11 protein-coding genes and 1 tRNA gene are annotated in these 13927 nt (G+C 47.9%); 2 read left to right on the top strand and 10 right to left on the bottom strand.

Going from position 1 to position 13927, the window contains the following annotated elements; genetic code table 11:
* The first annotated feature begins 6 nt into the window (after positions 1-6).
* Positions 7-474, top strand: a complete 468-nt coding sequence (locus GILYN3_RS04110) for a methylglyoxal synthase (RefSeq protein ID WP_049721676.1) — start codon at positions 7-9, stop codon at positions 472-474.
* A 99-nt stretch (positions 475-573) separates the two neighbouring features.
* Here GILYN3_RS04110 and htpG read toward each other — a convergent pair whose 3' ends face one another.
* Entirely contained in the window at positions 574-2478 is a 1905-nt protein-coding gene (gene htpG / locus GILYN3_RS04105; RefSeq protein ID WP_049721675.1) for a molecular chaperone HtpG, read from the bottom strand.
* 387 nt (positions 2479-2865) lie between these two features.
* A tRNA-Val gene (locus GILYN3_RS04100) sits at positions 2866-2942 on the bottom strand.
* 244 nt (positions 2943-3186) lie between these two features.
* Here GILYN3_RS04100 and GILYN3_RS04095 point away from each other — a divergent pair.
* Positions 3187-5106, top strand: coding sequence for a polysaccharide biosynthesis protein (locus GILYN3_RS04095; protein WP_049721674.1), 1920 nt, complete (start codon positions 3187-3189; stop codon positions 5104-5106).
* Between the two features lie 23 nt (positions 5107-5129).
* On the opposite strand, the gene GILYN3_RS04090 is transcribed toward GILYN3_RS04095, so the two are convergent.
* The 8 genes from GILYN3_RS04090 to rpsA form a co-directional block, all read right to left on the bottom strand.
* Positions 5130-6152: an MraY family glycosyltransferase gene (locus tag GILYN3_RS04090; RefSeq protein ID WP_198147276.1), complete on the bottom strand. Its 1023-nt coding sequence runs from the start codon at positions 6150-6152 to the stop codon at positions 5130-5132.
* Positions 6149-7123 carry an NAD-dependent epimerase/dehydratase family protein gene (locus tag GILYN3_RS04085; RefSeq protein ID WP_049721673.1) on the bottom strand — a complete coding sequence of 325 codons (975 nt, stop codon included), beginning with the start codon at positions 7121-7123 and terminating at the stop codon, positions 6149-6151. The genes GILYN3_RS04090 and GILYN3_RS04085 overlap by 4 nt, the downstream gene beginning before the upstream one ends.
* Positions 7113-8537 carry a mannose-1-phosphate guanylyltransferase/mannose-6-phosphate isomerase gene (locus GILYN3_RS04080; protein ID WP_049721672.1) on the bottom strand — a complete coding sequence of 475 codons (1425 nt, stop codon included), beginning with the start codon at positions 8535-8537 and terminating at the stop codon, positions 7113-7115. Before GILYN3_RS04080 ends, GILYN3_RS04085 begins: the two co-directional genes overlap by 11 nt.
* Positions 8538-8621: 84 nt before the next feature.
* Positions 8622-10007 carry a UDP-glucose dehydrogenase family protein gene (locus GILYN3_RS04075; RefSeq protein WP_049721671.1) on the bottom strand — a complete coding sequence of 462 codons (1386 nt, stop codon included), beginning with the start codon at positions 10005-10007 and terminating at the stop codon, positions 8622-8624.
* A 134-nt stretch (positions 10008-10141) separates the two neighbouring features.
* Complete coding sequence (gene lapB / locus GILYN3_RS04070) at positions 10142-11329, bottom strand: lipopolysaccharide assembly protein LapB (RefSeq protein ID WP_049721670.1); 1188 nt, start codon at positions 11327-11329, stop codon at positions 10142-10144.
* A gap of 4 nt (positions 11330-11333) precedes the next feature.
* On the bottom strand, positions 11334-11633 hold the full coding sequence (locus tag GILYN3_RS04065; protein WP_049721669.1) for a lipopolysaccharide assembly protein LapA domain-containing protein: 300 nt from the start codon (positions 11631-11633) through the stop codon (positions 11334-11336).
* 39 nt (positions 11634-11672) lie between these two features.
* The gene (ihfB, locus tag GILYN3_RS04060; protein WP_269745930.1) at positions 11673-11978 is read right to left on the bottom strand and encodes an integration host factor subunit beta; all 306 of its coding nucleotides are present in this window, start codon (positions 11976-11978) and stop codon (positions 11673-11675) included.
* A 199-nt stretch (positions 11979-12177) separates the two neighbouring features.
* Complete coding sequence (gene rpsA / locus GILYN3_RS04055) at positions 12178-13860, bottom strand: 30S ribosomal protein S1 (protein WP_049721667.1); 1683 nt, start codon at positions 13858-13860, stop codon at positions 12178-12180.
* Positions 13861-13927: the final 67 nt, after the last annotated feature.

Genomic DNA, 13927 nt, shown 5'->3' with positions numbered 1-13927 from the left:
CCCGTTATGGAATATAAAAAAATTACTTTACCGGCCAACAAGTCCATCGCACTCATCGCCCATGACAATAAAAAGCCGGATATTGTTCGCTGGTGCAAAAAACACAGCGACGACCTTGCCAATCACAAGCTTTACGCCACCGGCACCACCGGCACGGTAATTAGTGCGGCGACAGGGCTAAATATCGAAAAATTAATCAGCGGCCCGCTAGGTGGCGACCAACAGGTAGGGGCTTTAATTACCGAAGGTAAAGTCGATTTTTTAATATTTTTCTGGGATCCATTCGAGCCAATGCCTCACGATCCTGATGTAAAGGCCCTACTAAGAATCGCCGCCGTCTGGAATATTCCGGTTGCTTGCAACCCTATTAGCGCTGACTTTATGGTGACATCACCGCTCTTTAATGACGCCTTTGAGCGCAGCGTCCCCGACTATCAAAGTTATCTAAAAACACGCGATAACACCCCAAAATAATTTATAGTCAGATACAAAAACGCCCGCAACAATGCGGGCGTTTTTGTATCATCGATAAAACTTTAAACAAAAATTTTATCAACGACCGGATTAAAAACTTTAATTGCTAAGCTCCAGCAATAGCTTATTCAGGCGTTGCACATAAGCGGCTGGATCACTCAAATGGCTCCCTTCCGCTAAGCTTGCTTGATCAAACAAGACCTTACTTAGGTCAACGAAACGATCTTCATCCTGTTCTTGATCGAGCTTTTGTACCAAGGGGTGATCGGGATTAACTTCAAAAATAGGCTTCGACTCAGGCACGGCTTGACCGGCCGACTCTAGCAAACGCCGCATCTGTGCACCCATTTCATCCTCAGCTACAACAACACACGCCGGAGACTCTGTTAAACGATGGGTAAGGCGCACATCAGCAACCTCATCACCTAACGCTACTTTTACCCGATCAAGTAAAGGCTTAAGCGCTTCGGCGACTTTTTCTTGCGCCTCTTTATCTTCCTCAGAGTCTAGATCACCCAAATCGAGCTCACCTTTACCTACATCTTGCAGCGCCTTGCCATCAAACTCAGCCAAATGACTCATCAACCACTCATCGACGCGATCTGACAACAGCAACACCTCGATACCCTTTTTACGAAACACCTCAAGGTGTGGGCTATTTTTGGCGGTATTGTGATTTTCGGCAGCGATGTAATAAATTTTATCTTGACCGGGCTGCATACGCTCAACATAGCCTTCCAGCGATTGATCTTGATTTGGAGAGTTACTCAACGTGGTTGAAAAGCGCAGCAGCTTAGCGATTTTTTCACGGTTGGCAAAATCTTCGGCCGGGCCTTCTTTTAACACCTCACCAAACTCTTTCCAAAAGCTTGCATACTCTTCTGGTTTGTTTTTGGCAAGCTTACCCAGCATATCTAAAACGCGCTTGGTTAATGCCGAACGCATACTGTCGATATTAGGATCTTTTTGCAAAATCTCACGAGAAACGTTAAGCGACAAATCGTTGGAGTCGACTACGCCTTTAATAAAGCGCAAATATAAAGGTAAGAACTGCTCTGCATCATCCATAATATAGGTGCGCTGCACATACAATTTTAAGCCGCGCGCACCTTCACGGTTATACAAGTCAAACGGTGCTTTAGCCGGTACATACAGCAGACTGGTGTAGTCGAGCTTGCCCTCAACACGATTGTGACTCCAGGTTAATGGGGCCGCATAATCGTGACTGACATGCTTATAAAACTCATGATATTCATCTTCGCTCACATCAGAGCGCGAGCGTGTCCACAAAGCTTTAGCCGTATTCACCACTTCATCTTCGGGCGCAGGCGGCTCTTCACCTTCGGCTGCAGGCTCTTGCTTTTGCATCACAACGGGAATCGCGATGTGATCAGAATATTTTTTAATGATAGAGCGCAAGCGCCAGTCGTCGGCAAACTCAACCGCATCGTCTTTTAGGTGCAATACAATACTAGTGCCGCGTTCGGCCCGCTCGATAGTTTCAATATCAAACTCGGCTTCGCCATCACACTCCCAACGCACACCTTCGCTTGTTGGGGCGCCCGCTTTACGAGTAGTCACAACCACTTTGTCAGCAACAATAAAAGAGGAGTAAAAACCCACCCCAAACTGACCAATAAGCTGGGCATCTTTTTTCTCATCACCGGTCAAATTCTGCATAAATGCAGCAGTGCCTGACTTGGCAATAGTACCCAAGTTCTCGATCACATCTTCGCGGCTCATACCGATACCATTATCGCTAATGGTCACTGTCTTAGCCTCGGCATCAACACTTACTCGCACTTTTAGGTCGCCATCACCCTCATACAAGCTATCATTTTTTACCGCAGCAAAGCGCAGCTTATCGGCTGCATCGGAAGCGTTTGAAACTAGCTCGCGCAAGAATATTTCGCGATTGGAGTAAAGCGAGTGAATCATCAGGTGTAGAAGCTGTTTTGCCTCAGTCTGAAAGCCTCGTGTTTCTTTTTGCGCTGCTACGGTCATGGTACGACTCCTGTATACAAAATAACCAGCCGCTTAATGGCGGCACTGTTCAGTTCAGGTTGTGTAACTGGGGGCTATTTTTTGCTTTTCAAGCGCGAACAAGAAACTCAAGCGGCAAATCGTACCAGCGGCCTCTCACTAGATTCGACAGCTTAAGAGGCGAAAGCAGGCGGTAATGGGAAGTATGCCGTAAGACAACAACAGCGCTGCAGACAGCATTCCTAGGGATACCTACGCCGCCAGTGTAGAAAAAACCATTCAGGGCTCGTTAAGGTTCTGCGCTCAATACTGCAAACACTAAAATCGTGTATTAGCCGCCGCCAGCAACAAACACTTTGGTTTTGTTTACCGCACGAAAAACGCAAGATATTGATATAGAAAGGGAATTGGTACGACCGAGTGGATTCGAACCACCGACCCCTACCATGTCAAGGTAGTGCTCTAACCAACTGAGCTACGGTCGTACAATAGACAAGAGCCATCAGAGGCAATAGTGCCCGACAACTGGGCGCGAACTTTATCAGCCCGATTAACAGCACGCAAGTTTTTTTTGTTGATAGCAGGTAACAATTTCTAACAGCTTCCGAGCCTAAGTTATTGAATAATACTGATTATTGCTCGTAACATCTCACTTTTGCCCAGAAAAGCACGTATACTACACCGATAAGGAATCAGCACAGCGTGACGCTCACCCTAAGGCCGTACAACATGCTTAAAGCGCTTTTCGAGTCCTCCAGAACGACCAAGAGGATCATCTCTCTTGCCTACGACACTCTGGCGATCACCTGCTCGTTTTATATCGCAATTTGCCTACGTCTTGGCAGCTTTGAAATACCGATCACCCAGCGCGAGCTCGCCACTTTAGCCATCACTGTTGTCTGCACGCTTGGCGCATTTATACGCATGGGTATGTATCGTGCAATCTTACGCTACATGACACCACAGGCACTCAATACGGTATTCCTAGGCAGCTGTTTTTCAGCGCTTATCTTAGCTGTAGGTAGCTTTTTCACACACTCATTCATTCCCCGCTCTGTACCCCTTATTTACTTGACGATTACCCTCATCATAATCGGCGGGCCGCGTTTATTAGTGCATCACTTGGTAATGCTGCTAAACGGCACCCATCAAGGCAAACGTGAACCCGTAATCGTTTATGGCGCTGGTTATACCGGCCACCAATTACGTTTAGCACTTAAAGCAACAAATTATAAGGTGGTTGCTTTTGTCGACGACAATATCGCTCGGCAAGGCTCGGTGTTTGCCAATCTCAAGGTTCAAAGCCCAACCCAACTACCTCATATCATCCGAAAATTTGGCGCTACCCGAGTACTCCTAGCACTTGGTAGTGCCCCCCACTCACGTCGCGCCCAAATTATTAAAGGGCTTGAGCCAATGGGTGTATCCGTGCAGACGGCACCTGCGATTCCCGACTTAATTAGTGGCCGCGCTCGGATCGAACATATTCGCGATGTCGATATTGAAGACCTCTTGGGCCGCGACCCAGTCAAAGCCAACACCGACCTGCTCAGCTCCTGCATTACCGGAAAAGCGGTGATGGTCACCGGTGCAGGCGGATCGATTGGCGGCGAGCTGTGCCGACAAATTGTTTTGCAGGCGCCAAAGCGTATCGTACTGTTTGAGCTTAATGAATTTAGCCTTTATCGACTTGAATCCGAGCTTAAACAGATATTGGCCGAAAAAAAAATCACGACCGAAATTATTCCGTTGCTTGGCTCGGTACAGCGCGAACATCGGGTTGAAACAGTTATGCGCACCTTCGGCGTGCAAACTGTATATCACGCCGCCGCCTACAAGCACGTCCCCTTAGTTGAGCACAATATTGTCGAAGGCGTTCGCAATAACGTTTACGGTACTTGGTACACAGCCGAAGCCGCGATACGTGCAGGGGTAGAGTCGTTTGTTTTAATCTCCACCGATAAAGCCGTACGCCCCACTAACATCATGGGCGCGTCTAAACGTATGGCCGAACTGGTTCTGCAAGGCCTTTCACACCGCCAGAAAGGCACGCGTTTTAGCATGGTTCGATTTGGCAATGTATTGGGTTCTTCGGGATCGGTCGTGCCACTATTTCGACAACAAATTAAACTCGGTGGCCCAGTCACAGTAACTCACCCAGAAATCATCCGATATTTTATGACCATCCCTGAGGCTGCAGAGCTGGTTATTCAAGCCGGCGCAATGGGTACTGGTGGCGACGTTTTAGTACTCGACATGGGAGAGCCCGTTAAAATCGTCGACCTGGCCAGGCGTATGGTTCACTTGTCGGGCTTAACCGTTAAAAGCCCCGAGCTGCCCGATGGCGATATCGAGATTACTTATACTGGCTTACGCCCCGGTGAAAAACTCTACGAAGAATTATTGATAGGCGATAACGTCACAGGAACAGCGCACGATAGAATCATGAGCGCCGAGGAGTTTTGCCTTAGCTGGCCCGACACAGAGGCGCTGCTAACCGAGCTTGACCGCGCCTGCCATGACTACGCCTGTGACCGCGTGCGCGAACTGCTAATGCGCGCACCTACGGGTTACGCCACAGAAGAGGCCCTGGGCGATGCGGTGTGGCTCCACAAGACTAAGAGCGCTCAATTACGAGTCATCAAGTAGTATTTAGGAAGTGTCGACCTAACCTAACGCTCGGCACTTCCCGCCTTAAAAACACATGCCAGTATAATCAAAGGTGTGTAGCCAATCAGCAATGCAACCCAACCCGGCAACAAGCCCGCCGCTGCCACCCATGCCACAGGCAGCAACCAGACGACATTTCCCCCAGCCAGTGCCAGCGTCACTAAGGTGGGCGAGCCATAACGGCGAGCTGCGTATTGGTAAGCGTGGGTCCGGTGAGCTTTGTAAACCGTCTCACCACGATACAGCCGGTGCATTAGCGTTAATGTCGAATCAACAATAAAAACCCCCGACAATAACAGCCCGGCCCAAAACAACCCTTCTGCAGCCCCGCTTAGTACAAAAAGAAAACCCATTGTGAGCGCGCCAAGAAAACCGCTACCGACATCACCCATAAAAATTCGTGCACGTGGGAAGTTCCACCATGTAAAGCCAGCCGTGCTTGCCAGAACACACAAAGCAGGCGCAGTTAATTCGGGCGCACCAAAACTATAAGCAAGCCAGGCATAACCGGAAAATACAAACATGGCCTGAAACGCGGCAATGCCATTAATCCCATCCATAAAATTGAACAGGTTGATATACCAGGCAACAAGCAACGCTAAGACACAGACACCCAATAGCCCAGCCGCTATATCAATGCTTAAAAAATTCACATGAAAACGAGGCAAGAACAAAACCAGCGTGCCCCCCGCTAAAAGGTGCACCAATAAACGTACCCCAGCACGGACGTGGCCGTGATCATCCCAAAACCCTACAGCCGCAACCAAGAGAGCCGCCATAACGATAACGACAAGAGCGCTAATGTCTGTAGCACTGACCGCGACTAGTGTTAGCAACAGCGCCAGCATGACGATGACGATAGCCAGGCCACCGCCCCTTGGAGTGGAAACTGTATGTGATGAGCGATTGCTTGGTGCATCTAGAAGGCCGCGGCGCAGCGCATAAAAACGAACAACACCGGTCAAACTTGCGGTCAGCATAAAGCTCGCAACCATCAAACCTACCATCATTAAAGGCTGAATCATATTGAGCCCCTCGGGCATTTACGTTCGGTGCTATCACGATATGCTTGTGCCGTACGCATGAGTCCGTCATTAATAGAGTGTGGCGGCACCCAACCTAGACAACGCCTCGCTTTACTTGCATCTATTTGCAGTGACCCACACAGCTTGACCGCCTGCCCCCCTTTGCCAAGCATTTTAGCTAACATAATCAGTAAACCTTTTGGGCAAGGAAGTAGTTTTGAACGCCGCCCCAACCCGAGTGCAAGAGCCTCCAGCAACTTAGGGGTGCTTATATCGTCGCAGTCGGCCAATAGAAACAACTGATTAGCCGCTGCCCGGTGAGATATCGCAACCTGAACAAAACTCACTAAATTATCGACACCAAGTAAAGAGCGTTTATTGCGTACCGAACGTAACGGCAACGGCACTGGTGAATCGATCCAACGCAACATGGATTGAAAATTAGCTTTGACGCCAGGCCCGTACACTAACGGCAATCGTAAAATAACAACTTCCATAGCAGAGCTTTTTGCGAGCTCCCACAACGCAAGCTCTGCCTGATATTTTGACCAAGAGTAATCATCGCCAGGAGATGGGTTATCTTCCTCAGAAAACGGGGTTGTATTTTCTGCGCCATTAACACCTATGGTACTGATAAAAATAAACCGGCGCACCCCAGCCAAAGAGGCCGCAAGCGCCAAGCTTCTCGTCATCTCGGTATTAATGTGTTGATACAGTCGGCTAGGATCAGCTTGATCTTCACGTAAAATATGCGCTCGAGCCGCCGCGTGAATCACAGTATCGACGCTTTGTAATTGTTCACGCCACTGCTCTACGCTCAAAGATTCCGACACCAATACCTCATCATCCCGGACGGGATCGCGCACACCGGCAATCACCCTGTAGCCATCTTCAGGCAACAGCCCTGCCCGCAGATGCCTACCAATAAATCCGTTGGCGCCTGTAATCAAAACCTTTCGGTCAAGACTCACCTACGCCCCCAGAATCATCTTGATAGTAATTAGCAAAACGCACTACATCTTCCTCATCAATACAGTCACCCGTTTGCACCTCAATTAAGTCCAATACTGTTGTGCCAGGGTTGTGCAACGTGTGTACGTCGCCAACATTAATATGGATAGATTCATTGGCGTGCAAAACTTGCTCGCGCTCACCAATTCGAACTTTGGCAACGCCATGCAAAATAACCCAATGCTCGGCACGGTGTTGATGCACTTGCAGCGCAAACTTAGCCCCTGGATTTACTTTTACATGTTTAACTTGGTAATGCTCGCCGAGGTTAACCGTTTCATAGCTGCCCCAAGGACGGTACACTTTTTGATGTTGCCGCACTTCAGCGCGCTCGTGCTTTTTTAAGCGATTAACAATTGTTTTTACTGCCTGAGAATTCTTGCGCGACATCACCAGTAGCGCATCATGGGTATCAATTATCGCAAGGTCACTTACACCTACGGCCGTTACCAGACGTGAATCTGAACGAATTAATGAGTTCTGCACATCCTCAAGTAGCACATCACCCACGACAACATTGCCATCTTCATCTTTAGCGTGATGGTCATACACGGTCTGCCAACTACCAATATCACTCCAATCACCATGATAAGGCACCACAGTCCCTTTAGCGGTATGCTCCATAATACCGTTATCGATAGAAATTGATGGTGATTTAGAAAATGCCGATTCGCTGACTCGCACAAAATCTAAATCGGTGTAACGCTCAAGCATGGCCAACTTAACCGCCTGATAGACGTCTGGCTGATAATGTTGCAGCTCTGACAAATAAGCATCAGGGGTAAACATAAACATCCCACTGTTCCAGTAATAGTTACCGGCATTCACATATTGTGTCGCAGTGGCAAGTTTAGGTTTTTCATGGAAAGCTTTAATGGGCGAGACCTTACCGTAGTGTTCCGCCTCAATATAACCATACCCTGTTTCGGGATGGTTCGGCACGACACCAAAGGTCACCAGCTCACCAGCCTCTGCGCGCACATAAGCGGTGTTAACCACGTCGGAAAAGCGCTGGGTATCGTTGATAAGATGATCCGCCGGTAGCACTAACAAACTAGCCGCTGGATTTTTTTGTTGCACCTTGAGGGCAGCCAAAGCTATCGCTGCAGCCGTATTACGAGCCGTGGGCTCTAACATAATGGTGCCAGAAATGCCCAGCTCGAGCATTTGCTGGGCAATCAAGAACCTATGGTCGTTGTTACACACCACTACTGGAGCTGCATCTATACCGCAGCGCCTTACTCGCTCTAACGTTTGCTGAATCAGCGTTTTAGCGGGGTCGGTTAAATTGATGCACTGCTTAGGGTATAACTCCCGCGAGAGTGGCCAGAGCCGATTACCCGAGCCCCCCGCAAGCAAAACCGGTATGATCATAATGTATCTCTAATAGCTTAAATCGCCCATTCGGGCATCGGCGCCTATTTTGGCATATAGGCCGCTATTAGAAAACGCGTGTAACTAGATTGCAGCCAATTGCTCTGTAGAAGCGAGACCTAATACCGGCTGATACATCTGCGTGATATGTGGCCGCCCGACACTATAGTAATGAAACCCCAGCTCGGCCAATTTTGTTGGTGCGTACATATTACGACCATCAAAGATCACCGGCTCAACTAGAGCCTCTCGTACAACATCAAAGTCTGGAGCGCGAAATGCTTGCCACTCGGTGACAACCACTAGCGCATCGGCGCCCGCCAACACGAATTCTTTAGTGCCACCAAGCTGCAAATCGTTACGTACACCGTAAATACGCTGCGCCTCCTCCATGGCCTCTGGATCATAGGCCTGAACGCGTGCGCCAGCTTGCCACAATGCCTCTATCAGTACTCGGGCCGGAGCTTCGCGCATATCATCGGTATTAGGTTTAAAGGCAAGCCCCCATAACGCAAAGGTTTTGCCTTTCAAGTCACCCTGAAAGTGAGTAAAGATTTTTGTGAAAAGTGTATTTTTCTGACAATTGTTACGGTGCTCTACCGCTTTTAAAACGTCAGCTTTAACCCCTACCGAGTTCGCGGTACTGATCAGCGCTCGTACATCTTTGGGAAAGCAAGAACCGCCGTAGCCGATACCGGGGTAAATAAAATGGTAGCCAATACGTGGATCACTGCCGATCCCTAAACGTACAGCTTCGATATCCGCCCCAAGTTTTTCAGCCATATTGGCAATTTCGTTCATAAAACTGATCTTGGTGGCGAGCATGCAGTTGGCAGCGTATTTAGTCAGCTCAGCGCTGCGCACATCCATAACGATAATTTTTTCATGATTGCGATTGAATGGCGCATATAAATCACGCATCGTCGCCTCAGCTGCAGCGTCATCGGTACCAATAATAATACGATCAGGCTTCATGCAGTCTGCCAGTGCTGAGCCTTCTTTTAAAAATTCCGGATTTGAAATCACACTGACAGCGAAACGCTGGCCGCGAGACTTAAGTCGAGCATCAATGCATTGCGCAACTTTATCGGCGGTGCCAACAGGGACAGTAGATTTATTGACCACAAGTGCAGAATTGTTCAGCAAGCGGCCAATTGTATTGGCCACGTTTAATACATATTGAGTGTCTGCCGCGCCAGACTCATCGGGCGGCGTACCGACCGCAATAAACTGTACATCACCGTGAGCCACACCAACGGCGGGGTCATCACTGAAAACTAAGCGGCCACTGCGATAATTATCGCGTACCACGCTCTCAAGCCCTGGCTCATAGATCGGAATATGGCCCTGATTAAGACGCGCCACCTTAGCCTTATCAATATCGACACAAATTACCTGGTGGCCCACCTCCGCAAGCGCTGCAGCCTGTACCAGCCCGACATACCCCACACCAAAAACTGTAACGTTCATCGTCAACCCCTGTGTCAATTGCCAAAAAACGCAGAACGACAGCCAACATTGCGATAGCTTTACTCTGCGCGCTAGAGACAATAAATCAGTGGTTTTTTACAGTTGTATGAAATTGAAAGAATAAAGGGTAATATTTACTCGCCAGCAACACCACGAATAGGCCGCACACTGCCCCAGGACTTACAGCCAGGACACAGCCAGTGCAAGCTATTACCGGTGAATCCACATTCATTGCAGCAGTAGCTAGGTTTTTCCGCAATAACTTGATCCACCAACTGTTTTAACAGCTCGAGGTTCTCTTTCGCCTTACCGTCAGAATGCGGCAAATGCAATTCAACCAAACGATTAAGCGTTCGGATACTTGGCTTATGCTTAAGTTGATCGGCAATAAAGTCGGCGGCCACGTAATCGTTTTGACTCCAACGTAACCGGTCGGCAATTTTAATAATTAATGAATTGCTGGGGTGCTCAATCAGCAGTTGCTGTAAATAACGATCAAGTGCTTGGGTTTCACCCAAGCGATCATAGCATTCGGTCAACACATCCAATATCTCTACTAGATATTCAGCATTCTGCTCTGGCACTTTGTGTAAATATTTAAGCGCATCGCGATACCGACCTAATGAAAACTCCAAACGTGCAAATAAAATACTGGCTCGAACAGAACCAGGATCAAACTTTAACGCCTCTTGTAGGTGAGCTCGTACCTTAGTTGTATTGTGCGCGGCCATATCTTGCAATGCTTGCTCACAGGCAAAGTGCGCCTGCATTTGCGCAAGCCCCTGCCCAGCATCCGAACCTTTATTAGGACGATCGAGCAACCCCGCCATAGCGATCGCATCATCCCACTCGTTCTCATCTTGATAGATTTCGACCAAATGCTTAAGGGCTTGCATTTTTGAGGCTGATGACAACTTTACCAGCTCCAACAGCAAAGCCTCGGCACGATCAAGTAAGCCGGCGTTAATATAATCTCGCGCTAATTCTAATTGCGCTTCGTGTTGCTGACGGACACTTAATCCTGGGCGGGCCAATAGGTTTTGATGGATTTTTATAGCTTTAGTTACCTCACCACGCCGCCGCAGCATATTACCGAGGGCCAAATGAGTTTCAAGGGTGTCACTATTAACGGCTAACGAGCCAATAAAGGCGTCAATAGCATCATCAGGCTGCTCATTAAATAAATAACTTAAGCCTTTGTAATAATTAAGAGCGTAATCTTTTGGGGAGTTAAACGGTTTACGGGAGCTACGCCCACGCCCTACAACAAAGCCAATGGCTAGAGCCAGCAGCAAAAGCCCAAACATTAATAAATCGGCCATTTACTTAAGTCCGAAGGCTTTGACTTCTTAGAGTTTGAATTTCTTGCTCGAGTTTCTCGTTACGCTTGCGCTCAGCAGTAAGTGAGCGGCGCAGCACCATAGCGGGGATTAAGTTTAAGGCAAAACCTAAAAGTAAACCGAGCAGTGTAAATATTAATAACCAAATGCCCAGCCTAAGTGTTGGCAACACGTTACCCAACAGAGTTACTGTAACTTCAGACGCATTTTCAGAGTTAAATACAAAACCCAAAACAAGCGCGGCCAACAAAACCAATGCATAGATCCATCTGCCAATACGCTTCATAGACACCTCTCTAGGCATGGGTAATTAAAATTAAGATGATTAGGATTGAATACTCTCGTTAACGCGATCACGCATTTCCTTACCGGGCTTAAAGTGCGGTACAAATTTACCCTCAAGCTCAACCGCATCTCCGGTTTTGGGATTGCGGCCCATGCGTGGCGCACGATAATGCAAAGAAAAGCTGCCAAAGCCACGGATCTCTATCCGCTCGCCATCAGCCAGCATTTCTGACATGTAATCTAGAAGTAGCTTTACTGCCAACTCAACATCCCTGACAGGCAAATGATCCTGTTTTTCAGCAATGTAGTCAATCAACTCAGATTTAGTCATGGCCTGTTCTCGTATACGTTGTTGTTCAGGCGTAGCCGCAGATCTCAGCTTATAACGACATTAGTACGGAAGCAATACTTGACAGAGAGTTAATGAACGGAAGGTAAGCTATTGATCTTAAATCTATTATTTCTGTAGCCACACATCTATTGGCGGGCCAAAAAGGCAAAAAAAAGCCGACCCTAAGGTCGGCTTTTTTACAGCAAGGATGGAATTAGTCTTTCGCTTCCATCTGCGCCTTGATCAGATCACCCAAAGTAGTGGCCGGAGCGGCTTGCTCGGTCTGCTTGGTAGAGTGCTCTTTAATCGAGGCTTTCTCTTCAGCGACGTCTTTAGACTTAACAGACAAGCTGATAGAGCGGTTTTTGCGATCAACGCTAATGATCTTAGCTTCAACCTCATCACCTTCTTTCAGGATATTACGGGCGTCTTCCACCTTCTCACGTGACAACTCAGATGCTTTTAATACAGCTTCTACGTCGTCAGCCAGAGTAATAACAGCGGCTTTCGCTTCAACTTCTTTAACAATACCTTTAACAACAGCGCCTTTATCGTTCTCGGCTACGTACTCAGAGAACGGATCGGCTTCAAGCTGCTTAATACCCAGAGAGATACGCTCACGCTCAGGGTCGATAGCCAGAACAACGGTCTCAATTTCATCGCCTTTCTTGTACTTACGCACGGCTTCTTCGCCAGCTTCGTGCCAAGAAATATCAGACAAGTGAACCAGACCATCAATGCCGCCATCTAAGCCGATAAAGATACCGAAGTCAGTGATTGACTTGATCTTACCGGTGATTTTCTCACCTTTGGCGCAAGTGCGAGCAAATGCATCCCAAGGGTTCTCTTGGCACTGTTTAACACCCAGAGAAATACGACGACGCTCTTCGTCGATATCGAGAATCATCACTTCGATTTCGTCACCAACATTCACAACCTTAGATGGGTGAATGTTTTTGTTGGTCCAATCCATTTCAGATACGTGAACTAGACCTTCAACACCTTCTTCTAGCTCGGCAAAACAACCGTAATCAGTCAGGTTGGTAACCACAGCCTTAACTTTGGCGCCTTCTGGGTAACGACCGGTGATTTGCAACCATGGATCTTCACCCAATTGCTTCAGACCCAACGATACACGATTACGCTCACGATCAAACTTCAGTACTTTAACGTCAATTTCATCGCCAACATTAACGATTTCACTTGGGTGCTTAATACGTTTCCAAGCCATATCGGTAATGTGCAACAGGCCGTCAACACCTCCCAGATCTACGAATGCACCGTAGTCGGTCAGGTTTTTAACGATACCTTTAACAACCATGCCTTCTTGCAAGGTTGCCAGCAATTCTTCACGCTCTGCTGAGTTAGCTTGTTCCAATACCGCGCGGCGAGATACCACAACGTTATTGCGTTTTTGATCAAGCTTGATAACTTTAAAATCCAGCTCTTTGTTTTCTAAGTGCGTGGTTTCGCGTACTGGACGCACGTCAACCAACGAACCTGGTAAGAAAGCACGGATACCAGCAACGTCAACGGTGAAACCACCCTTAACCTTACCGTTAATAACACCTTTAACCACTTCGTCTGCTGAGTGTGCTGCTTCCAACACTTTCCAAGCTTCTGCGCGCTTGGCTTTCTCGCGTGACAGGCGGGTTTCGCCGAAACCATCTTCTACGGTTTCTAGTGCAACTTGTACTTCATCACCAATCTCCAGTTTAACTTCACCGTTTTCGTCGATGAACTGGATTGCAGGGATAACGCCTTCGGATTTTAAGCCGGCGTGTACAGTGACCCAATCTTTATCGATATCAATTACTACACCAGTAACGATGGTGCCCGGCACCATATCGACGGTTTTTAAACTCTCTTCAAATAACTCAGCAAAACTTTCGCTCATGGTCACAAAATACCTATTTAAATGCTGCGGGCGATCTGTAAATCGACGCTCCTACAGCAAACCGTAA

Origin of the sequence: Gilvimarinus polysaccharolyticus, from assembly GCF_001187555.1 — a bacterium.
In the GTDB taxonomy this organism is placed as follows: Bacteria; Pseudomonadota; Gammaproteobacteria; order Pseudomonadales; family Cellvibrionaceae; genus Gilvimarinus; species Gilvimarinus polysaccharolyticus.
The sequence above is the reverse complement of the archived record's forward strand: the minus strand, read 5'-3'. Positions and strand labels throughout refer to the sequence as shown.